The following is a 22,279-nucleotide window of genomic DNA, read 5'->3' as shown; positions in this document are numbered from 1 at the left end:
CCGGGAGAAAGCATGAAGCGACCAGTACGTTCCACTCGCACTGGCAGGTCCTCCGGCAGGAGCCAGACGCCGGGCAGGGGGGGCAAGGAACACGAACAGCCGGCCTCTCCGGCGTTGAAACGGAGCGGCAAAGGACCCACGCCGGAGCAGGCCCTGGAGTGGTCGGAGCTCAGGTATCGCCGCCTGTTCGAGACGGCGCAGGACGGCATCCTGATTCTCGACCCCGACACGAGCACCATCACCGACGCCAATCCCTACCTGCTGGAGCTGTTGGGCTATACGCTCGACGAGGTCTTGCACAAGCACTTGTGCGAGATCGGCCCTTTCGAGGATGTCGAGGCATGCAACCTGGCCTTTGAAAAGCTCAGGAAAGAGGGTTACCTCCGCTACGACAACCTCCCCCTCAGGGCCAGGGACGGCCATCTGGTGCAGGTGGAGTTCGTCAGCAACGTCTATCGGGTGGGTGACGAAAAGGTCATCCAGTGCAACATCCGCGACATCACCGACCGGAAGCTGGCCGAGGCGGCCCTGTGGGCCCGCGAAAAGGAACACTGGCTGTTGTTCGAGCACCTTCCGGTGGGCGTGGTCGTGCATGCGGCCGATTCCAGCATCCGGCTGTGCAACCCCGAGGCTTCGCTGCTGCTGGGATTTACGCCGGACCAGATGCTGGGCAGAGACGCCGACGATCCTGCCTGGCATTTCCTGCGCGAAGACGGCACCCCAATGCCGGCTAGGGAACTGCCGGTCAACAGGGTGGCCACCAGCGGCGAGGTGCTGAAAAATTTTATCATGGGGCTGGACAGCGGCGAAAGTGAGGACCACTGGATGCTGGTGAACGCTTACCCGCTGTACGGAGAAGAAGACCAGTTGCGGCAGGTGGTGGTGACGTATGCCGATATCAGCAGTTTGAAAAGGGCTGAAAAAAGGGTCCGGCGCCAGGTGGAATATCTGAAGGCCTTGAGCGAGATCGACCGGGCCATCACCTCCAGCTTTGACATGCGTATCAGCCTTTCCACCCTGCTCACCCATCTGTTAGCCCAGCTGCGGGTGGATGCGGCCGGCGTGCTGCTGTTCAAACCCACCTCCCAGACCCTGGAGTACGCCGCAGGGCGCGGATTTCACACCACCGGCTATGAACAGTCCAAATTACGGCTGGGGGAGGGCTACGCCGGGGTGGCGGCACTGGAACGCGAAATCGTGAACGTGCCCGATCTGAACGAATCGGGGGAGGATCTCTTCAGCAAGCGCGAGCTGGCCGAAGAGAACTTCACCAGCTATTTCGGCGTGCCGCTGATAGCAAAAGGAGAGGTCAAGGGGGTGCTGGAAATTTTCCACCGTACTCACCTGGGGCGCCACGAGGACTGGTTCGAATACCTCGGTGCCCTGGCGGAACAGGCAGCCATTGCCATAGACAACGCCCTGATGTTCGACCACCTGCAGCGTTCCAACACCGAGCTTGCCCTGGCCTATGACGCCACCATCGAGGGGTGGTCGCGCGCCCTGGATATGCGCGATCGGGAAACCGAGGGGCATTCGCAGCGGGTGACCAATATCACCGTCGAATTGGCGCGCGGTTTCGGAATGACCGAGGCCGAGCTGGTGCATGTCCGCTGGGGCGCTCTTTTACACGATATCGGCAAGATGGGCATTCCTGATGGAATCCTGCTCAAGCCCGGCAAATTGACCGAGGAGGAGTGGGAAGTGATGAAACGCCATCCCATATTGGCCTACGAGATGCTGGCTCCGATCCGCTACCTTCGATCGGCGCTGGACATCCCCTATCACCATCACGAACGGTGGGACGGGAGCGGCTATCCCTTTGGCCTCAAGGGGGAGCAGATCCCGCTGGCCGCCCGCATCTTTTCGGTGGTGGATGCCTGGGACGCCCTCCGGTCCGACCGTCCCTACCGGGATACCTGGCCGGTCAAAAAGGTCAGGGCGCATCTCCGTTCGCTGGCGGGTATCCATTTCGATCCACAGGTCGTACGGGTATTCCTGTCGTCAAAGGTGCTCCAGGCGATATAGCCCCTCAGTCCGTTCCCACCTGCTGCATTGTACCGAATCATAAAGGCCGGCCGCACGATCGCAACGTTCCGTTTTCGAAAAACGAGATGGTTTCACCCTGGTTGCAGTCGACCCCCTCGATCTGCACCGGCTTGGCCAGGTCGCAGGTTTCCAGCTGGCCGGAGCTGTAGAAACTGATGGTGGCGGGCTGGTTGCAGACGATCGGGCCGTAGGAGTAGTTCTCACGCAGGACGCAATGCCTGAGCTGGCCGTTCTCATGAAAACTGATCAGGGAGTAGCTGTTGCATTTGACATCCTTTACGGTGACCGGCTCCCGGGCAACGCAGGAATTGAGCTGCCCGTCCGGATGCAGCGTGACTCCCGAATCCGGAGCGCAGATGGAGCGATCCATGGCAGAAACCGCGGTAACCTGCGCCAACAGTACCGCTCCATAGGCGAGCAGGCGACAGCGACGCCTCACATAGGGAACCGCTGTCGTTTTTCCGCTCGCCGCACCGGAACGGTTTTCCCGCGCCATACCGGAGAGCTTCATCGTCGGTTACCGTGTTGGCCATGCATAATGGCTCCTTCAGGAGGCTGCCCCATGCCGGGGACAAAAAAAGGCTACTGCCCGCGTGGTGGGTATCCGCCGCCGGGTGGCCCGGGTGGCTGTGTCTGCGGTTGGGAGGGCAGCGGTGCCTGGGACGGCAGCGGCGCCTGGCGGGGCAGCGGTTCCTGGTGGGGCAGGGGCTCCTGGTGCGGCAGCGTCCCCGAATCCGTGGCGTCGGGGACGCTCCCGGTTCCAGGCGCTATTCCCCTGTGGTCGATGTAATACCTGCTTCCGCTGCTGTAGGCTTCGTATGCATAAAGTGCCGGCTGCCGTATCGAGCGGCCGGCATCCGGGGTGGGGAATCCGCCGGGGACGGCCGCCGGCCCGGAGGCCGCCCCCAGCACCACTGCAGCCGCTGCCGCGCATGCGATGTCTTTCATGGCCGTCCAGCGGTCGTGAGCCCGCTGGCTATTGCCTTCATGCCTTGATGGCTCCGGGGGGAATGCTCCCCGGAGCGAAAGAGCGGGAAGGTGCGTCACAAAGGGCGTCTTCCCTGGATAACGTTGAGCAGCACCACGATGATGGCAACCACCAGCAGGATATGAATCAAGCCGCCCATGGTGTAGCTCGTCACCAGCCCGATTGCCCACAGGACCAGCAGTACTACGACAATGGTCCACAACATGTGATTCTCCTTTCCGGCGGCCCGATGGTTTTACGGCGAGCCGCCTCCATGCTGCCGGACGGGCTGTTCATCAGAACCTGAATCCGACGTTCAGCGTGCTGATGAAGCCGTCCAGCCTGATGTCCCGGCCTCCGAATTCAGGCTTGGACCAGAGGTATTTGCCTTCTGCACCCACGAACATGTTCCTGGCGACGTCGAGGTTGAAACCGCCGCCGGCGTGCAGGCCGAAGGCGACTTCGGTCGATCCTGAAAAATTGTTTACAGTTCCGTGTACATCCAGGTCCGCGATGTAAGCGCCGATGCCGAACAGGCCGTACGGTTCGAAGGCGCCGAGCGGCAGGATCGCCTTGCCGGTCGCCACGACCGGCACGATCCGCAGCAGCGTGCCTTGAGGCGCAGCCGGTGAGTTCTTGGTTTGGAAGTAACCGGCACCGAGTTCCACGGCCAGTGCCGGCAGGATGTACTGACCGACCGCAAGTTCACCCGCACCACCCAGTTTGTCCATTGCCACCCCATGCTTGGGGGCGTAGAAGCCACCCTTGAGCAGCAGGTAGCTGGTCGGTTTCGGCCGGTGCGGCGACTCTTCCTTGGTTTCCTCCGGCACGGCGGACCCGGGTGCTGCCTCATCCATGGAGCCGGGCGCAGGGGTGAGAGGGGCCGGTGCAGGCACCGGTGCCGGTTCCGGGACAGGTGCAAGCGGAGCAGGAGCCGGTTCGTTCAGCGGGGACCCGGGCGCCGATTCCTCCGAGGGAGGTATGGGGGTGGGTGCCAGGGGCGGTTCGTTGATGGAGGGCGCCTGCCCGGGCTCTTCCATGAGTGAGCCCGGCGCGGACTCTTCCGGCGGTTGGGTCGGGGTATACTCATCCTGAACGGCTCCTCCCGGGGCGGACTGCTCCTGAGCACGCATGCCCGCTGGGGCAGTGACGGTCAGGGCGGCGGCGAGAAGCAGGATCAGCAGCGATTGCGGACGGGTGAGTTTCATGACGGTCTCCTTGTACATGGCATGTGGTGCGGATGTATCGGGACAGCATGCCGGCAACGGCCGTGGTGACAGCTCCGGTAATTGCTGACGCCGCCGGTCGCAGTCTTCACCTCTATCCAAATGGTACCAACTTCCGCGCTATGGTCAAGGAGAGGGGTGGCAGAGACCATGCATGCAAAAAGGCGGAATTGGCCGGTATTCCGGAGCTGTGCCGCCCGGAAGTGGAAAGCCTCCGGCCATGGATGGGGTACGGCTGCCGTGCCGCAGATCGCCGGCCGGAATGCTCTGACGCCATGACAGCGGTCGATCAGAGGGTATACTTGTAGAATGGATTCGCAGATGCGGGCCAAAGGCACAATTCATCCGACGAGGTCATGCCATGGCAGATGCGCTGTCAGCGGGGGACGAGACCACCCGCATCCGTGAGATGTCGATCGACGACATCCCGGAGGTGTTCCACATAGGGGAGCAGGTTTTTACCGCCAACTACTCCCAAAGCCTCTACCGCACCTGGGACGAGTACGAGATCACCACGCTGTTCAATACGGACAACGAACTGTGTGTCGTGGCCGAAGCCGGTGACATGATTCTCGGATTCGCTCTGGGCACCACCGTGAAAAAACAGCGCTCCTCCTGGAAGTACGGCTACCTGATCTGGCTGGGCGTGCGCCCGGACATCCAGAAGGGGCAGGTGGGCAGCCGGCTGTTCCGGGAGATCAAGCGCCGCATGAAAGAGCAGGGGGTGCGGATGATTATCATCGATACGTCGGCCGACAACCGGCCTGCCATCAATTTCTTCGAGAAACAGGGATTCGGGCATATCCAGGAACATGTCTACATGACTCTCAACCTGTCTCTGAAACCCAAGAAACGGTCGGAAAAACGGGCGTGACAGCCGAACTCGAAAAACTGTGGGGAGCGGTCGATCCGGGCAGGCTCAGGAAAACCCTGCTGGAGATGCTGGAGATCTATTCCCCCTCGGGTAAGGAGGAGGATGTCCAGCTCTACCTGGAGACGCTGCTGACCGGGGCGGGCTTCCGGGTGGAACGCCAGGAGGTGGAACAGGGCCGCTACAATCTGCAGGTGACCATGGGGCAGGGGGAGCCGCGGCTTTACCTGGTGGGGCATGTGGATACGGTGACCGCCTGGGATCTGGACGAGCTCGGTCCCCGTGAGGAAAACGGCCTTGTTCGCGGATTGGGCAGTTGCGACATGAAGGGGGGCTGCGCCGCCATGGTGGAGGCCTGGCTGGCGCTGGCAGAGGCTCTCCCCGCGCACGAGCTTCCTTCGGTGGGTCTTCTGCTGGTGGTGGGGGAGGAGGAGAACGGCGACGGCAGCGCCACCTTTCTGCAGGCCTGCCGCCCCCCCTGCGTTGTGATCGGCGAACCCACCGGCCTGGCAGCCTGTTTCGCCCATTACGGCTACCTGGAGGCCGGCTTTGTTACCCGGGGCCGCCGCAGCCACTCATCCCTGCCCGAGCTGGGGCACAATGCGGTGGAATCGATGCTGAGGGTGCTTCTGCATGTCGGACGTCATGCCATGTTCGACCGGGAGCGATCGGAGGTGGTCTATTCGATCCGCGAGCTGAGTTCGTCGCGGGGAGGTTTTGTTGTGCCGGACCGCTGCGAGGCCTGGATCGATCTGCATCTGCCCCCGGACAGGGATCCGCTGGCATTCCAGAGAGACGTTGCCGATATCGCCGCCACAGCGGGCAACCACATCCCCGGCCTCGATCTGAAGGTCAGCTTCGATTTCGCATCCCGCGGCTACAGCCTGGGCACGGACAACCTGCTGGCGCGGGTCCTGGGCGATATCTATTCCCAGCTGGAACTGCCCCTGCGTCTGGACGCCTTCCGTTCCCATTCGGACGGCAACCTGTTCCATGCGGCCGGAGTCAAGCCACTGATCCTGGGGCCGGGATCACTGGAGACGGCCCATACGCCTGATGAGCAGGTGGTATTCGAGGAGGTGGTTGCGGCGGCCCGGATCTATGCAGCACTGTGCCTGAAGGCCGGGGCTTGAAAGATCTCTCTCGGCTTTTTCCCGGCGCGCCGGAATCCGCGACGCCTCCCCGCCGGAGCGCCTGAAAGGCCTCTGCCCTTGCTCTTCGGCCGGTTTGGAACATTTCGGCGGAGGGCCTGCCGTTACGATAACCCAGGCATCCCGGCGACGTTGGGGCCCCGGCTTCTTTCAGGCGCCCCGGCAGTCCGGCGCCACGGATTCCGGCACAGTTACCTGAACCTGCTGTCGCGCAAAAAAACAGCCTCTTAGCAGACTGTTGAAATTCTCGGGTTGTTCAAAAATGGGTAGATCGTCGCACCCGCAGAAAGTCCCGCGGAGGCGTAGCAGCGCTACGCCGCACAAGAGGGCTGACGAGGACGGCGGCGAGATGCCCGTTTTTCAACAACCTTCTAGTAATCGATACCAGCCTGCGGTTCGATCCCCTCCCGATAGGCATGCTTAATTTCCCGCATTTCGGTCACGGTATGGGCCCGCTCGCAGACCTCCGGGTGGGCGTCCCTGCCGGTAAGCACCAGGTGCAGTTCCGGCGGCTTGTTGTCGATCAGTTCCAGCACCTGGGGCAGGTCCACCAGCCTGAGTTTCAGGGCGTTGTTGATCTCATCCAGGATGACGATATCGAAGTGGCCCGAGCGGATCTTCTCTCGGGAGAGTTCGATGGCGGTCTGGGCATTGGCGCGATGCTCGTGGTAGGGGTAGGGATTGCCCTGGATGCCGCAGAAACCCTTGCCGGTCTGATGGAACTCGACCAGGGTGCGCAGCGATTTCAGGCCGTCGATCTCCCCGCTGTAGAGATCCCCCTTCATGAACTGGATGATGCAGACCCGCTTCCTGTGACCGCTGGCCCGTAGCGCCATCCCCAGGGCCGAGCTGGTTTTACCCTTGCCGTTCCCGGTCAGTACGACGATCAGGCCGACTGTTGTGTGCTGTTCGAGGTGCTGCATCTCAGGTGCCGCCTTTCCGTCCGTCATGGGTTTGTCGGCAGGTGTGCGCTGCGCCCTTCCCGCAGCAGGGCCCCCATCTCGTCCCCGGTCAGACTCCTGTGGTGAAAGAAACCCTGCACCAGGTCACAGCCGAGCTGCTTCAGAATGGCCAGCTGCTCGGCGGTTTCGACTCCTTCGGCTATGGTTTTCATCCCCAGCTCATGGGCCATGGTGATGATGACCTTGGCGATGGAAAAGGCCTTGGGGTCCCTGACGAGATTGACGATGAAGGAGATGTCGATCTTGAGGTTGTCGAGGGGCAAGCGGGCCAGGTAGCTGAGCGAAGAGTAGCCGGTGCCGAAGTCGTCGATGGAGAGGTGTATGCCCAGTGCCCGGAACTGTTCGAAGATCTGGCGGGTATAGTCGATGTCCCGGATGAAGATGTTTTCGGTGATTTCTATCGTTATGAGTCCGGTGGGCACATCGTAGGCGGCCAGATGGGCTATTATCTGGGAAACCAGGTTTTCCTGCCGGAACTGGGTCGGCGAGAGGTTCACCGACACCGGTGCCAGGGGGATGCCTGCGCTGCGCCAGGCAGCGATCTGCTCGCAGGCGGTTTTTATGACCCAGTCGCCGACAGCCACAATCTGGCCGGTTTCCTCCAGGATCGGGATGAAGTCGCCGGGCAGGATCAGGCTGCCGTCCTTCTGACGCCATCTGATCAGTGCCTCCATGCCTTTCAGCTCGCCGCTGCGTATGTCGAAATAGGGTTGATACTGCAGAACGAACTCGTTGGCTTCCAGGGCGTGATAGAGGTTCTTCTCCATTGCCAGGAAATCGGTGGCAATGATGTTCATGCCCGGAGTGTAGAAGCGATAGCTGTTCCCCTTCTTGTCCTTGGCCCTGAAGAGCGCCGCCTCGGCATGCCGCATGAGCACCTGGGGCGCGTTGCTGTCGGTGGGAGCGATGGCTATGCCCACGCTGAAGGTGTTGATCAGCTCTTCGTGGCCGCACTGATAGGGCCTGGACAGGTGGGTGATCACTCTCTCGATGATCAGGATGCCGTCGCGCGTTTCGCCGATTTCGGGCAGGATCACCCCGAACGAATTACCGCCGTAACGGGCAACGGTATCTCCGGGCCGCACCGCATCGGTCAGCCGTCTGGCAACTTCCTTCAGGATTTCGTCGCCGGCGCTGACACCGAAGGTTTCGTTTATGTACTTGAAGCGCTGCAGGTCGATAATGGCGGCAAAGACCAGTTTTTTGCCGGGGTTTGTGATGGTGATGGCCTGCTGAAGGCGGTCGAAGAACAGGCTCCTGTTTGCCAGGCCGGTGAGCAGGTCGTTGTAGGCCAGGTAGTTCAGGCGTTCTTCCATCAGTTTTTTTTCGCTGATGTCCTTGCCGGTGGCCACAAAGTTGACGATGGTGCCGCTCTCGTCCATGAGCGGTGTTATGGTCAGATCCAGGTGAAAGACGTTGTTGTCCTTCTTGCGGTTGACGACCATTGATCTGAAGGATTTGCCGGCCAGGATATCTTTCCACATCTGGCGGTAGAGCGAGTCATCCTGTTTCTCCGATTTGAACATCCTGGTGTTCCGGCCGAGTATTTCGTCCTTGCCGTACCCCGAGATATGCTCCACCGCGCGATTCGCGTATTCCACAGTGCCACGGATATCGGTGATCAGCACCCAGTCACCCCCCGTCTCCACCGCGGCCCACAGCTTGTTGCGCTCATCCTCGGCCTGTTTTCTGGCCGTGACGTCATTGATCATCGAAAGCACGCCGATCTGCCGGTTCCTGTCGTCGAAAAGTGGGCTGGTCGCCATGGAAACCCAGCGCAGGGAGCCGTCGCGATGCCGCAGTCTGAGCTCGTGTTCCACCCGTCCCGCCTGCCGTTCCAGGTCGATCGACGCCCTATGCCGCGCCGAGGCATCCATCAGCTCGACCATCCGGAATCCCCTGAATTCCATGTCGGTATAGCCGAGAATCTCCGACATGCGGCTGTTCACGAAAATCGTCTCCCCCTCGGTATTGACGATCCAGACTCCCTCCTGGGCCGTCTCCACGATCCGGCGGTAGATCTCTTCGCTTTTTCTGAGCGCTTCCTGCGTTCTCCTGTGGACTATCCGTTCCCGTGCCTCCTGAAGGGCCCTGTGAACGATCGGTGCCAGACGCGACAGCCGGTCCTTCAGCACGTAGTCGGTGGCCCCCATCTTGAGTATTTCTATGGCCCGCTCCTCGCCGAGGGTGCCGCTGATGAAAATGAAGGGAACGTCCGGCAGGGTCTCCTGGGCCAGCCTGAGCGCCGTCAGGCCGTCGAAGGAGGGCAGGGAGTAATCGGAGAGAATCAGGCCCGGTCCGTAGTCCAGGAGGGCGGCGCCGAACTCCTCCCCGGTTTCGACCCGGCGCATGTCGAACGTGAAGCCTTCCCTGCGCAGGGCATGCTGCACCAGCTCGGCATCGGTGGCACTGTCTTCCAGGATGAGGATACGCAGTTCAGTGTCCATGTAAAAGTTCCGGTTGCATTGCCCTTCGCCTGCACACGGCAAAGGGGAAAACGGCTGAGCCTGAGGTTTTGGAAGTCACCGGTCCCCGATCACCGGTCCCCAGTCCCCGGTGTGCCGCCGGCGGCGGGCAGGGTAAAAGAGAACACCGCTCCTGTGTCCTCCCCCTGGGCCCATATTTTTCCCCCGAGCCGGTCCAGTATCCGCCGGACCCGGGCCAGCCCGGTCCCCTGGCCTTCGAAACTCTCGGAGCCGTTCAGCCTCTGAAACAGGCCGAACAGCCTGTCCGCATACTGCATGTCGAATCCGATGCCATTGTCGCTGATGGTATACCGGCATTCCCTGCCGTCGCTCTCCCCGGAAATCGTGACGACCCCCGTTTCCCTGGGGCGGGTGAACTTGACAGAATTGCCTGCCAGCTCGCGAATGACATCGTGCACCATATCCCGGTCTCCGAAGGCGTGGGGCAGGCTGCCGATCTCGAATGCAAGGCTGCGCTCCGGATCGGCTGCCATGAGTTCGGTGCGGACCTGGGAGAAGAGCAGGTTCATATCGAGATCCACGCGCTGCAGTGCGCGCCGGCCGACCCGTGCCAGGGCGAGCAGTGCCTCGATGCCTGCACCCAGCGTGCGGGCATTGTTCCGTATCACCTGCAGGTAGTGTTTGCCCTGGTCGTCGAGCCTGTCGGCATAATCCTCCAGGAGTATCTCCGAAAAGCCGTCCACGGCGCGCAAAGGGGCACGCAGATCGTGGGAGATGGCATAGCTGAGCTGGTCCATTTCCCGGTCGACTTCACTGGCATGCAGCTCGGCCGCCTGCAGTCGTTGCTGCAGATCCCGCAGTTCGTCGCCGGCATCTGCGGCAGCCGGTCCGGCAAATGACTCCTTTTCGGCAGTGTTTGCCATGTCAGTCCTCCCGGTCGATCAACGTTGGAGGGGGAGCGGTTCGTTCAGTACCAGCCAGTACAGGCCGAGCTGACGCACCGCATCGGCAAAACTGTTGAACTCCACCGGTTTACGCACATAACTGTTGGCGCCGAGTTCGTAACTCTTGAGTATGTCCTCCTGCTCCCGCGAGGAGGTCAGGACCACTACCGGCAGCCTTCCAAGCCGTTCATCGGCCCGGATCCTGCGCAGCACCCCCAGACCGTCGATCTTGGGCAGTTTGAGATCGAGCAGCGTAATGGCCGGTGTGTCGTTGATGTCGCGGCCGGCATAGACGCCGGTGCCGAAAAGGTAATCGAGCGCCTCGGCCCCGTCGTGCGCCACAATGACCTGGTTGAGGACATTGGCCTTTTTCAGTGCGCGCAGGACCAGCAATTCATCGTCGGGATTGTCTTCCACCAGCAGAATCATTTTATCTTTCATTCATTTTCTCCTCTGCGGTGACGGCTCAGGCCGCGGCAAGCCGGAAATAGAAGGTGGCCCCCTGGTCGCCCCCTTCGGCCCAGATGCTTCCCCCGTGGCGGCTGATGACCCGGTGCACCGTTGCCAGCCCGATGCCCGTACCCGGAAATTCTCCCACGGCGTGCAGGCGCTGGAAAGGTTTGAAAAGGTTTTCGGCATACGCCTGGTTGAAACCGGCGCCGTTGTCCCTGACAAAATAGATTTTCCCCTCCTGATCCTGCTGCACGCCGAATTCGATCCTGGCGGTGTCCTTTTTGGAGGTGAATTTCCAGGCATTGCCGAGCAGGTTGGTGATCGCCACCCTCAGCAGGTTGCTGTCACCGCTGTCGATCATGTCGGGGGTGATCACGAACTCCACGGTGCGGCCGGGATCCTGCTGGCGGAGTTCCTCGGCTACCTGGTGCGCCATTTCGCTCAGGTCGACCCGCTCGATCAGCAACTCGGTGCGCGCCAGCCGCGACAAGGTCAGCAGATGGTCGATCAATTCCCCCATGGCCTGGGCGGCGCTCCTGATGCGATGCAGGAAGTCCCGGCCGGTCTTGTCCAGCTTTTCGGCGTAGTCCTCCAGCAGCGCCAGGCTGATGCCGTCCAGGGCGCGCAAGGGAGCGCGCAGGTCATGGGATACCGAATAGGAAAAGGCCTCCAGCTCCCGGTTGGTGGCGGCCAGTTGGCCGACCTGCCGTTTGAGCAGGTCGTTCAGCTCCGTAATGGCCCGTTCGTCCTGCTTGCGCTGGGTGACATCCCGTATGACGGCAAAAGCCCAGGTGCCATTCTCGGTTTCAACCGGACTGAGCATGATGTCGACCGGCACTTCGTCGCCGTTGCGGGTGCGACCGTACAGATCGAGGCCTGCCCCCATCTTGCGGGTGCGCGGATCGGCGAAGTAGGTCTTGCGGTGCTGCCGGTGAATCGTATGGAAACGCGCGGGGATCAGTTTTTCCACGCGATGTCCGATCAGTTCGTCGCGCTGGTAGCCGAATATGGTTTCGACCTGCAGATTGACCTTGCGGATCGTTCCGCGGTTATCTACCACCACCACGGCATCCGGCGCATGTTCGAAAAGCCGCTCGAACATGTTGCGGCTCTTGTGAAGTTGTTCGTCATGGTTGCGTTGCTCGGTCGCATCGCGGACTATCTTGCCGAAACCGGTCACCCCCCCCTGCTCGTCGAGCAGCGGAATGCTGGTGACATTGGCCCAGTAGCGACTGCCGTCCTTGCGTACGCGCCAGCCCTCGACCTCGATCCTGCCGTGCGCCAGGGCCCGTTTCAGCTCCCGCTGCGGGGTCCCGGCCCGTATATCTTCCTTGGGAAACAGGATCGAGAAGTGCCGGCCCATGATTTCATCGGCCCGGTAACCGATGATCCTTTCAGCACCGGCGTTCCAGGAAATGATCCGCCCCTCGGGGTCGATAATGTAGAGGGCATGGTTGGTGACGTTCTGGACCATGGATCGGAGCTGCTCGTCGCTGACCGCAGCCTTGGCACCGGCGCCCGGGATTACGACAGATTCCTGATCCTGCTGTTTTTTATCAGCCATGATCGCATCCCCGACTGATGTGGCATCGCATTGCATCCATCGGCCATGTCCGGCCCCGGATGAGCCTGCCTGCGGCGCGGGACGCCACCCCCTTTTTCAAAGGATACTACGACATCATTATAGCACAACGGCCTGAGGGTGAGGGGCGGGTAAACTTGGGGTGGGGACTGGGGATCAGGGGCCGGCAACATCAAAATCTTGTCTTGTTTCTGGTGTTAAAGGTTTTACTGATCACCGGTTCCTGGTCCCCGATCACTGGATACGGACATGTCTGCCGCAACCTGTCTGCCGCACGCGAAGCAGAACAGGGCTGCCAGCCCCATTGCCAGTGGAGTGACCAGAAGCGCCTGGCGCAGCCCCCATTGGTCCGAGAGCCAACCGAGAATCGAGGGGGAAATGGCATCCCCCAGGGCGTGGATGAAGAAGATGTTGACCGCAAAGGCCATGGCACGCACGCCGGGGTTGGTGACGTTGACGATGACGGTGTTGAGGGGGCCGGTGTTGAGAAACAGGAAGAATTCGGCCAGAAAAATGGCGGTCATGCAGCCGGGCAGGCTGGTGGAGAGAAAGGCGGCGGCTGCCAGCGGTGCGCCGATCACGAATCCCCATCCCGATACCAGCAGGTAGCCCCGGGGGGTGCGCTTCTGCCAGCGGTCGCCGAGCCAGCCGCCGGTCAGGGTCCCGGCAATGCCGGCCAGCACGGTTACGGCGCCGAAGAGGGTATTGGCCTTTTCCACATCCAGGGCGTGGGTGCGGTAGAGGAAGGAGGGTATCCACTGGGCCAGCCCTCCGATGGCGAAGGTCATGGCTGCCATGGCCAGGGTGTTGAGCACGAAGGAGCGGTTTCTGAACAGGGCCGCATACCCGCCGGTCTTCACCTCCTGCTCATCGTCCGGTGCAGCATCCTGGCCCCCGCGGGGCGGTTCCCTCATGAGCGCGATCGGCAGCGCCAGCAGCAGTCCCGGCACGCCGACCACCAGAAAGGCTGCGTGCCAGCCGAAGCGGTGTCCCAGCATCCCCCCCAGCAGGTAGCCCAGGGCGCTTCCGACCGGGATGGCCACGTAGAACCAGGAGAGCACCCGCCCCCGCCGTTCGCGCGGAAAAAAGTCGGAGATCAGGCCGGGGGAGACCGTGCCGAAGCTGGCTTCGCCGACCCCCACCACGGCCCGGGCCGCCAGCAGGGTCCGGTAGCCGGGGGCGAATCCGGCCAGGGCCGTTGCCAGGCTCCAGACCACCAGGCCGCCGGCCGCCAGCCGCAGCCGGCTCCAGTGGTCCCCCAGCCAGCCGAACAGCGGGGCGGTCATCAGGTAGCTGAGCATGAAGACGCTCCCCAGAAAACCCAGGGCCGTGTCCGACAACTGCAGGTCCGATTTGAGCAGCGGGAACACGGCGAACAGCACCTGGCGGTCGATGTAGTTCAGCAGATTGACCGCCAGCAGCATGGACAGGGCGTAGCGGCGATAGTTAGGTGAAGTTGTGTCGGTAGTCATGAATATCCCTGAAACTTCAAATCAAAAATCAAAAGGCAATGGGCCGCGGATGACGCGATTGGGCGGGATTTTCGCGGAGTGGTTTGAAAGAAGTTATCCATAAAAGTTTGTGCTTATCTCCGCGCCTATGGGGCCGGCCGGGATTCGTGTTCTGATCGGTTTTTTACCCGCGTTATCCGCTCGGTCCGCGTCATCCGCGTTCTATTATCATGGCGTCTTCTACAGCCGCTCCACTGCGGCTTGCGCCGTTTTGACGATCTCGGCCGGTTCCTCGAAGCGGAAGCGCAGCGGCGCGCCGAAGGTCACGGTCACGGTGCCCCGCTTCGGCCGGCTGGCGTGGTGCGGCAGGATCTGATAGGTGCCGCTGATCTTGACCGGCACCACCGGGATGCCCAGCTCCTTCACCATGATCCCCAGCCCCGGCTTGAAGGGCAGCATCATGCCGTCGCGGGAGTGCTGCCCTTCCGGGAAGATCAGGATGTTGACGCCGTGATCGACCAGTCTACCCATGAAGCGCATCGAGCCGCCGAATCCGCGCGTCTGGGGCAGGGGAAAGAGATTGAGCAGCCAGGTGCCGTATTCGTAAGTGAATCGTTTCCAGATCCTCATCAGGGGACCTGCGGAGGGGCTGGAAAAGAATTCCTCGTAGGCGGCGCTGGCGGTGCGGTACCGCAGCCGACGCGGCAGGGAGAACATGATGGAGGGCTGGTCAAAGTAACTCAGGTGGTTGGATACGAAGAAGACCGGCCCTTCCAGGTTTTCGAGCAGCTCCGCACCGCGCGTCTCCAGGGTGACGAAGCTGCGGAAGAGCGGGTAGTGGACGATGGCGTCCCACAGCATCCTGAGCCCCCTGACCGGGGTGCTGTTGGTCCAGAACCTGAAACGGTCGCGGCTCTGCACCCGTTCGCGTTTGGAAATGATCTGGCGCAGGTCCCGGACTCGCGTCTGCGGCCCGATGCGGGAGTCCTCGATGTCGAGGCGGTAGTCCTGTTCCAGGTAATTGACCAGTTCCACCCGGCCGATGGAGGTCAGCCCCAGGTCCGCCACCAGCAGCGCATCCTCCCCGATCTCTGCGGCCGGAGTGCCGGTGATCCGTGCCAGCAGGGCCAGCAGCCGGTCACCGGAAACAGTCCCTCCTCCCAGCTCCCGCCCTTTGCTGATCCGCTCCTTTACCAGGAACTTCTGGATCTTGAGGGTGGTGGTCTTGGGAAACTCCGCCTCGTCCCAGACCGTGGCGCCGCTGATCTGGTGCAGCGTATCGAGCTGCAGGTTGGCCTGGCGCACGATCTCATCCGGGGACTGTCCGGCGCCATCCAGCAGCAGGACCGCGTGCACCTCTTCCCCTCCGCCGCGGTCCATGCCGATCACGCATGATTCCCTGACACCGGCGACCCTGTTGAGGATGGCCTCGATCTCGTCGGGATAGACGTTGACCCCGGCGCCGGTGACGATCAGCTCCTTTTCACGTCCCTTGATGGTCAGCCAGCCGTCCGGGGCAAGCTCCCCCAGATCGCCGGTCCTGAACCAGCCCTCGGCGGTGAAGGCGGCCCTGGTGGCCTGCTCGTTCCGGTAATAACCGGGAAAGACATTGTCTCCCCGGGCCACGACCTCCTGGTGTTCCATTTTCAGCTCAACCCCCGGCAGGGCCGGGCCGACCGAGCCGGGCACCTGGCGCTCCATCCGGTTGACGGTCAGGACCGGCGAGCATTCGGTCAGTCCATAGCCCTCCAGCAGGGTGAATCCGAGCCGGTCCCAGAAGGAGTGCAGCTCCGGGTCGAGCGGCGCACCGCCGGAGACGAAGAGCCTGAAATGACGGCCAAAGGCCTTGTGGACCGGAAAGAAGAGCAGCCGGCGCAGGGCAGGGGGCAGGTGCGGGGCCAGTTGCAAGAGCCTGCGTGCCGCTCCGTCCAGATGCTTTTCGGCCAGCCCCTGCTCGATCGAGGTTCTGAGAAGCTGCATCAGCCGGGGGACCGACATAATGACGTAGATGTCTTCCTCGGCCAGCGCCTCCATGATGGCCGATGGCTTGAGGGTGCGCAGATAGACGATGCCTGCCCCGCGGTAGAGCGGGGTGAAAAAGCCCCCCATCTGCTCGAACATGTGTGAGAGCGGCAGGAGCGACAGAAAGGTGAAGGAGGGGGTGATGATCGGCACCGCCTGGTTGATCTGGATCATGTTGGCGGTCAGGTTGGCGTGGGTCAGTATGACCCCCTTGGGATTACCGGTGGTGCCGGAGGTGTAGATCAGCTGGGCCATATCGCCGGGCGCCGGATGATGGGGGCTGGAGAGGGGGACGACGTTCTCCAGCAGGAAGTGCAGGTCTTCCAGCAGCAGCGAGGGGGAAAAGGAGAGCCGTTCGGCCTTGAATCTGCTCTGGACGACGAGGCGTGCCTCGGTGAGGGTGCGGATGGTATCCGCCCGTTCCGGCCCTGACATGAAATCCACCGGAACGGCGACCGCTCCGCTCAGGATGATGCCGAAGTAGGCAATGCCCCACCAGGATGAGTTGGGACCCCAGAGCAGCACCCGGTCACCCGGCTGAACGCCGTTGTCCGCCAGCAGTCGGGCCATTTTCAGCGACAGCTCGCTGAACTGCCGGTAGGACACCTCCTGGCGGCGCACACCGGTGCGGTTGACAAAGGCTGTTGTATCGCCCCGGGAAGCGAATGTCTCAAACAGGTCGACCAAGGTTCGCATGCGAGTTCCCCTTCGATGAGGGGGCATTATCCTCGATTTTCGTTGCTCCGGCAATGGTAAAAGCGGTCGGGGCAGAACCCTTCAGTGCAGGCATGAGCTGAATCCGCGAAGCCTTCGCACTCGCTACCCATGCCTCACGGATTCAGGGATGGATTTGCCGGTGGGGCTGAATCCGTGAAGCCTTCCAGCCTGCACTCGCTACCCATGCCTCTGCTCTTGCATTTCCGTATGGGCAGCATTTCGTCGACGGTGGGGCGGCAATGCCGGCATGAAGCGGAGCCGGCGACGATGGAGCCCCGGCATGACGCTCGCTCCGGCTTCCATGCTTCACGGATTCATGGATAGCCGCTCTCGAATCCCCGCGGTCACGAGTGCTGCTGGGAATGCTATCGTCGTAATTTCTTGCACAAGCCCATGCAGTGCGCCCCCTTCTTGGCATAAGAGAGGCCAGAGGGCATAAAGGAGAAGGGAAGGAGTTGTCGTTTCTCCGTGTCATTCAGCTCCGCGCTTCTCCTCTTCCCCCTCCTCGGGCTTTTTCAGCCCCTTGAGGACATCGAGATTGCGCTTCTGATGATAAAAGAAGCGCACCATGTAGTACTCGAAGGGATTGTCGCTCTGGTAGTAGCGGAAGCTTTCCTGATGGCGCTTGTCGACCGCCTCCAGCAGGACGATGCCGGCTGAGATGGCGAACTCGTGGTTGGTGCTTTCAAAGGGATCGATGGCGTGGTAGATCCCGTAACGCATGCCGCTGTCCACGGCCCAGCCGGTGGTATCGCGCAGGGTGGATGGACCCAGGATCGGCATGACCAGATACGGACCGGAACCGGCGCCCCAGTGGCCCAGGGTCAATCCGAAGTCATTGTACCGGCGCTCCAGCCCGAGCGGGGTGGCAGGATCGAACAGACCTCCGAGCCCGATGGTGCTGTTGGTCACGAAACGGCCGAGGGTTGCCAGGGAATCTACCGGTTTTCCCTGCAGGAGATTGTTGGTGAAATTGCGGACCTCTCCCAGGTTGCTGAAGAGGTTCGAGATACCGGTCTGGAGAATGGTGGGGGTGATGAATTCGTAACCGCTTATGACCGGAAGAAAAAAGTATTTGTCGAAGTAGTAGTTGAAATTGTACATGCTGCGGTTGAAGGACTCCCAGGGGTCGTCCACGTAACCGAAGCGCTGGTCCCGGAACTCGCTTACCGTGTGCATCGGCTTTTCCTCGGCGGTAACGGGCGCGGTTGTGGCGCATCCGGCCACCACCGCTGCCAGGCACGGCCCGAGCAGCAGGGACAGCAACCGGCCGCGAAGGGCGGGACTGCAAGGTTCCCCCGATTTCATGCCCCCTCCTTACCGTTTGAAGAACTCCACCATGTGGGCCACGTTCTCCCGGTATTCAATGTTGCCGAGATGTCCCCCGCGGGGGTAGATCGTCGCACGCTCGGAAAATGTCCTTTTGAAGAAATCGAGATCGTCCGGCGTCAGCAAAAAGTCGTCGGCATTGGTCATCAGACCGAATTTGGCCGACGATTTCAGGTAGTCGCCGATGCTTTTCAGGCTCAGGGAGTCGATGAAGGCCTGCCTGCCGATCTCAGGTTTTTGCTGGTGAACCCAGGGGAACAGGAGTTCGTCCAGGTAATTGAAAAGGCTGAGATGGGTGGAAACCTGGAAGTAGTCGTACAGGGAATCGGTGGTTGTCAGGACGCGGTTTCTGGGGACCACATATCCGCTGTTGGTCATGACGTCGGAGGTGAAGATCATGCCGGCCGAATTGAGCCGAAAGACGAGGCCGATCAGTCCTCCGGCCTCTTCCCGGGAGAACAGTTTCTCCTTGTAGACTTCGTATATGAATTCGTCGTTGATGGCGACAAAGCTGCCGTAGATGTAGTATTCGCTGAACTTGTCCAGCATCCGGTTGAAAAAATAACCCACCTTAGAAGGCCCCCCGGGGATCGCCATCAACAGCTCTTCGATCTTTTGGGCGGCCGTGTAGGTGCTGACGACCGGGTTGATCATCAGGACCTTGCGGAAGTTGAACACCTTGCGCTCCTCGTCCAGCCTGGCCACAAAGGCGGCTTGGCTGCCGCCCAGGCTGTAGCCGGAAAGGTAGAAGTCGGAGACCTCGACATCCTTTGCAACGGCGTTCCAGGCGGTTTCCATGGCCCGGTACAGATCCACGGCGTCATCGAAGGGGACGCCCGGTACGCAGCTCCGGGAGGCGGAGATGATAAAGTTGGGGGTGGTGGGGGAGGGGAGGGTGATGACGTGAAAGCCGGCCACGTACAGGGCCTTCATCAGGGTGACCTGGTGGGGGGCCTGATTCCCGGCGCCGGTGCCGGCGATCAGGAACACCAGTGGCGCCCGCCGTTTGTGATAAGCAACGGTACAGCGCAGGCCGTCGTTGTAATTGAAGATCGGGGGGCGCTGGCGGCCGGGAACCACGTCCAGCACCAGTTCCCGCGTGCGAACGCTTTTGGGCAGCTCCGGTTTGAGTTTAGCCGGGGTTCCCAGGATCGTTGCCCCATAGGCGTCCTGAATCGGGTACCCGTACTGCCCGTCCGCCCCCGGTGCGAGCGCCGGCACCAGGATCAGGCAGACGATCATCAACTGTATCAGGCACTTCATGCCAGGACCCCTTTTGCGAACCGGCGGCCGCGACCCGGGCCCGAAGCGCGGTTCCGCACAGTATTCCGTCTTTTGCTTCATTCGCCTGCTGGTGGGGTGAAGAAACCGGCTCGCCCGGAACGGGTGCCGGAGGAAAAAACATTCCCAGGCTCAATGGATGGTGGTACCGATCCCGACGCCGAACTGGAACGTTGGCTGAGGGCGCGACTGATCCGGTTTCCAGAGATGGATCTCCTTGATGAGGAGTACCGGATAGATGTATTCGCGCTCCCCGATCGGCACGGTCTTGGTGCCCCGTACCTCTCCCACCAGTGTCGCCATCACGCCGGGCTGGTAAATGGCCGGGTCAAGGAAGGTCGGGCTCATGGCGAAGAAGCGCCCCTCCGATGAGGTCGTATCGATGATTTCGCCCTGCTCGTTTGTCTTGAGCTGCACCATCTCCAGTTCGTCCGCTCCATTGCTCTTGTTCCACAGGGAGACGATGACTCCGCCGAACATGACGAAATGCCCGTTATAGCGTTCCGGGTCCTTCTGCAGCTGGGTGAAGGAAATGTTTCGGTCAACGAGGCGCTGAGACTTGTTGCTGATGACCGAGGCGCAGCCCGTCAGCAGAAAGGCCGCCAGGATGATTGAAAAGATGATGCGCATATTCGTTTTCCCGATTTCGTCGTTACACTAATCTTTCCAGCAAAAGCCCCTTTGTCAAGAGCCGCCTGACCTGATGCCGGGTCATGGTAATGCCCGTCGCTGGACAGCGGAACAATAGCTGCTAGAATCGTGTTTAATATAGAGCGCTTACACTGGAGGATGTATGAAAACCATCGTGACCATGGCGGTGGCTTCGATGTTCATGACAGCAACGGCCGCGCCGGCTCTCGACTACGAGCGCGCCCTGGGCCTCCAGGCCTTGGAGCTGGCCGATTGTGCGGCCTATTATGCCGTCTGCTACTGGGCACTCCAGCGCGACGATGCCGCGGCCCCGGAAAATGCACTGGCCCTGGATGCCCGCGAACGGGCCCTGGAGTATTCATTGATGATGGGGGGCAAGGCAACTGTGGAAGCAAGGGTTGAAACCTCGCTCAGGGAGATGACGGAAAAAGTGACCGGAAACATCTCCAACCTGGCGACCCTGATCGACGATCGGGCGACGGTCTGCAAGCAGGCGGTGGACAACCCCTTTGTACGGCTCAGGTATTGGCTGGGCAGGAACGGGGACAGCTGACGATGCGGGGAGGGGGGATGAAAACGGTATTATGGCTTGTCTCGGCCGCCGTGGCGTGGATGGTGGTCTCTCCCGCACACGCCTCCCGCTGGGAATACCATGCAAACGGCAGTGATGGCGCCAGGAACTTTTACAGTCCCCAAAGTATCGTCATCAATGGGGATATGGCCAAGGTATGGGAAAGAACCCTGGGTACCAGGGAGGATATGGCAAAGGGCATTTTCGAGGTGCGGACCCTGACCGAATTCGATTGTGCCCGGCATGCCTATCGGGCGGTTCTGACGGTAACCTACCCGACGGACAATTCCCTGGCCATAACGATCAGCTATCACGGGAGCGACTGGAAGAACATTCAGCCGGCATCACTGCCGGAGAGTCTGTCCAGGGTGGTTTGCGGCGATCTTCCGCAGCAATCACCGCCGGCTCCCGGCCCACCTGTCGCGCAGGAGAACCGCAGGGTACCGTAGCGGTTACCGATGCGGGGCTGCGAAAAGGGCCGCGCCTGCGGCTGCGCAGCCCCCTCGCTCTGCTTCCTGGCCCTGGCGTCTTAAGGATGCCGGTGCGAATGTCATGTTCCGATCAGGCTGGGAGTGCAGATGAATCGGTGATTATGAGCCCTGTCCCCCGCACGGAGCGATGTCAGCATCTCCAGTTGCGAGCAGTTTCTCGATGGCGCACCCGTTCAGTGTGAGCGAACACATGTGCTCGTAGTGCTTCATGCTGCCGCAACTCGTTTCCCTCATTGGTGGTCACCTCTTTCCCCTTTCATTGTACCATTTCGGCCCCTGTGTCGGAAACTCCGCCTGGAGGACCTCCGCAATAAATGCCCGCATGTCCGTCGTTCCCGCCGGAAACACTCCCGCACATTCTTGACTCTTCCCGGCCCAAACGTAGACTTGAAGTATATATCTTTCCTGATGGCCTCCACTGCAGCAGGAGAGGAATGGCACGAGATCATGCCGCCGGATGCGATCCCGCTTGTTGAAGGCGGCAACAACCTTCATCGAGGAGGTGCAGAATGGCGCAGAAAGAATCACGGGAACTGGCCAGGCAGGAGCCGCATCGTCCCTTGTCCCCCCTGCATGAAATGGAAAGAATGGAGAGAATGTTCGAAGATTTCTGGAGACGCCCCTATGCCTTTCTGAGCCCGGCCCGCTGGCTGCGGACATTTCCGGAATTCGAGGAGCCTGCGATTCCGAGCGTGGATGTGTATGAAGAACAGGAGGATGTCGTTGTCAAGGCGGAAATCCCCGGAATACGGAAAGAGGATGTGGAGGTAACGTTCAGTGACAATACCATCCGCATCTCCGGGGAAAAGAGAAAGGAAGAGAGGGTCGAAAACAAGGATTATTATCGTCTTGAGCGGTCGTACGGCTCATTCAGCCGGATGATTCAGCTGCCGGCCGAGGTGGATTCCGATCAGGCATCGGCAACCTTCAAGGATGGTATTCTGGAAATCCGGATTCCGAAGAGCCGGGAAGCCAGGGAAAAGGTCAAGAAGATCACTATCAGGTAAGGAGAGCCCGGCAGAAGAAGATGCCTTTGCGGGCATCTCCTCTGCCGGTCATGGGGAGGAAGAGGGGGCTTCTGCCGACAGATGGAGCAGGAACCCGGCAATAATGACGTGCGCTCGTGATAAGGCAGCAG

Annotated in this window: 20 protein-coding genes; 6 read left to right on the top strand and 14 right to left on the bottom strand. The window is 61.2% G+C overall.

The features are described 5' to 3' along the window. The first annotated feature begins 12 nt into the window (after positions 1-12). Positions 13-2,025: an HD domain-containing phosphohydrolase gene (locus GSVR_RS15500; RefSeq protein ID WP_173200745.1), complete on the top strand. Its 2,013-nt coding sequence runs from the start codon at positions 13-15 to the stop codon at positions 2,023-2,025. Positions 2,026-2,062: 37 nt separating this feature from the next. Here the strand turns inward: GSVR_RS15500 and GSVR_RS15495 are convergent, their stop codons facing one another. From GSVR_RS15495 to GSVR_RS22245, 4 genes are all read right to left on the bottom strand, one after another. After that, positions 2,063-2,557, bottom strand: coding sequence for a hypothetical protein (locus GSVR_RS15495; RefSeq protein WP_173200747.1), 495 nt, complete (start codon positions 2,555-2,557; stop codon positions 2,063-2,065). Positions 2,558-2,628: 71 nt separating this feature from the next. Beyond that, positions 2,629-2,994: a hypothetical protein gene (locus tag GSVR_RS15490; RefSeq protein WP_173200749.1), complete on the bottom strand. Its 366-nt coding sequence runs from the start codon at positions 2,992-2,994 to the stop codon at positions 2,629-2,631. 95 nt (positions 2,995-3,089) lie between these two features. Beyond that, the gene (locus GSVR_RS15485; RefSeq protein ID WP_173200751.1) at positions 3,090-3,239 is read right to left on the bottom strand and encodes a lmo0937 family membrane protein; all 150 of its coding nucleotides are present in this window, start codon (positions 3,237-3,239) and stop codon (positions 3,090-3,092) included. 70 nt (positions 3,240-3,309) lie between these two features. Then, the gene (locus GSVR_RS22245; RefSeq protein WP_173200753.1) at positions 3,310-4,221 is read right to left on the bottom strand and encodes an outer membrane beta-barrel protein; all 912 of its coding nucleotides are present in this window, start codon (positions 4,219-4,221) and stop codon (positions 3,310-3,312) included. Between the two features lie 379 nt (positions 4,222-4,600). Between GSVR_RS22245 and GSVR_RS15475 the strand changes: the two genes are divergently transcribed. Together GSVR_RS15475 and GSVR_RS15470 are read left to right on the top strand one after the other, a co-directional pair. Then, positions 4,601-5,113: a GNAT family N-acetyltransferase gene (locus GSVR_RS15475; protein WP_173200755.1), complete on the top strand. Its 513-nt coding sequence runs from the start codon at positions 4,601-4,603 to the stop codon at positions 5,111-5,113. Further along, positions 5,110-6,243 carry a M20 family metallopeptidase gene (locus GSVR_RS15470; protein WP_173200757.1) on the top strand — a complete coding sequence of 378 codons (1,134 nt, stop codon included), beginning with the start codon at positions 5,110-5,112 and terminating at the stop codon, positions 6,241-6,243. The genes GSVR_RS15475 and GSVR_RS15470 overlap by 4 nt, the downstream gene beginning before the upstream one ends. A 389-nt stretch (positions 6,244-6,632) precedes the next feature. Here the strand turns inward: GSVR_RS15470 and GSVR_RS15465 are convergent, their stop codons facing one another. From GSVR_RS15465 to GSVR_RS15420, 10 genes are all read right to left on the bottom strand, one after another. Next, positions 6,633-7,211, bottom strand: a complete 579-nt coding sequence (locus tag GSVR_RS15465) for a cob(I)yrinic acid a,c-diamide adenosyltransferase (protein ID WP_173200759.1) — start codon at positions 7,209-7,211, stop codon at positions 6,633-6,635. Next, positions 7,208-9,670, bottom strand: coding sequence for an EAL domain-containing protein (locus tag GSVR_RS15460; protein ID WP_173200761.1), 2,463 nt, complete (start codon positions 9,668-9,670; stop codon positions 7,208-7,210). Before GSVR_RS15460 ends, GSVR_RS15465 begins: the two co-directional genes overlap by 4 nt. 89 nt (positions 9,671-9,759) lie before the next feature. Then, entirely contained in the window at positions 9,760-10,572 is an 813-nt protein-coding gene (locus GSVR_RS15455; protein WP_173200763.1) for an ATP-binding protein, read from the bottom strand. Between the two features lie 18 nt (positions 10,573-10,590). Next, positions 10,591-11,034: a response regulator gene (locus GSVR_RS15450; RefSeq protein ID WP_173200765.1), complete on the bottom strand. Its 444-nt coding sequence runs from the start codon at positions 11,032-11,034 to the stop codon at positions 10,591-10,593. Positions 11,035-11,059: 25 nt separating this feature from the next. Continuing rightward, positions 11,060-12,610, bottom strand: a complete 1,551-nt coding sequence (locus GSVR_RS15445) for a PAS domain S-box protein (protein ID WP_173200767.1) — start codon at positions 12,608-12,610, stop codon at positions 11,060-11,062. A gap of 224 nt (positions 12,611-12,834) precedes the next feature. Next, positions 12,835-14,100, bottom strand: a complete 1,266-nt coding sequence (locus tag GSVR_RS15440; RefSeq protein ID WP_173200769.1) for an MFS transporter — start codon at positions 14,098-14,100, stop codon at positions 12,835-12,837. 219 nt (positions 14,101-14,319) lie between these two features. Next, positions 14,320-16,797: an AMP-binding protein gene (locus GSVR_RS15435; protein WP_173200771.1), complete on the bottom strand. Its 2,478-nt coding sequence runs from the start codon at positions 16,795-16,797 to the stop codon at positions 14,320-14,322. A gap of 492 nt (positions 16,798-17,289) precedes the next feature. Further along, positions 17,290-18,126, bottom strand: a complete 837-nt coding sequence (locus tag GSVR_RS15430) for a VacJ family lipoprotein (protein WP_173200773.1) — start codon at positions 18,124-18,126, stop codon at positions 17,290-17,292. Positions 18,127-18,135: 9 nt separating this feature from the next. Next, entirely contained in the window at positions 18,136-19,410 is a 1,275-nt protein-coding gene (locus GSVR_RS15425; RefSeq protein ID WP_173200775.1) for an alpha/beta hydrolase, read from the bottom strand. 150 nt (positions 19,411-19,560) lie between these two features. Beyond that, entirely contained in the window at positions 19,561-20,058 is a 498-nt protein-coding gene (locus GSVR_RS15420) for a Slp family lipoprotein (RefSeq protein ID WP_173200776.1), read from the bottom strand. Positions 20,059-20,221: 163 nt separating this feature from the next. On the opposite strand from GSVR_RS15420, the gene GSVR_RS15415 reads away from it, so the two are divergent. The 3 genes from GSVR_RS15415 (at position 20,222) to GSVR_RS15405 (ending at position 22,148) form a co-directional block, all read left to right on the top strand. Then, entirely contained in the window at positions 20,222-20,632 is a 411-nt protein-coding gene (locus GSVR_RS15415; RefSeq protein ID WP_173200778.1) for a hypothetical protein, read from the top strand. 17 nt (positions 20,633-20,649) lie between these two features. After that, positions 20,650-21,099: a surface-adhesin E family protein gene (locus GSVR_RS15410; RefSeq protein ID WP_173200780.1), complete on the top strand. Its 450-nt coding sequence runs from the start codon at positions 20,650-20,652 to the stop codon at positions 21,097-21,099. Positions 21,100-21,650: 551 nt separating this feature from the next. Continuing rightward, the gene (locus tag GSVR_RS15405; RefSeq protein WP_173200782.1) at positions 21,651-22,148 is read left to right on the top strand and encodes an Hsp20/alpha crystallin family protein; all 498 of its coding nucleotides are present in this window, start codon (positions 21,651-21,653) and stop codon (positions 22,146-22,148) included. The last annotated feature ends 131 nt before the right edge of the window (positions 22,149-22,279 follow it).

Origin of the sequence: Geobacter sp. SVR, assembly GCF_016865365.1 — a bacterium.
GTDB lineage: Bacteria > Desulfobacterota > Desulfuromonadia > Geobacterales > Pseudopelobacteraceae > Pelotalea.
This window is presented reverse-complemented; position numbering and strand designations above follow the sequence as displayed.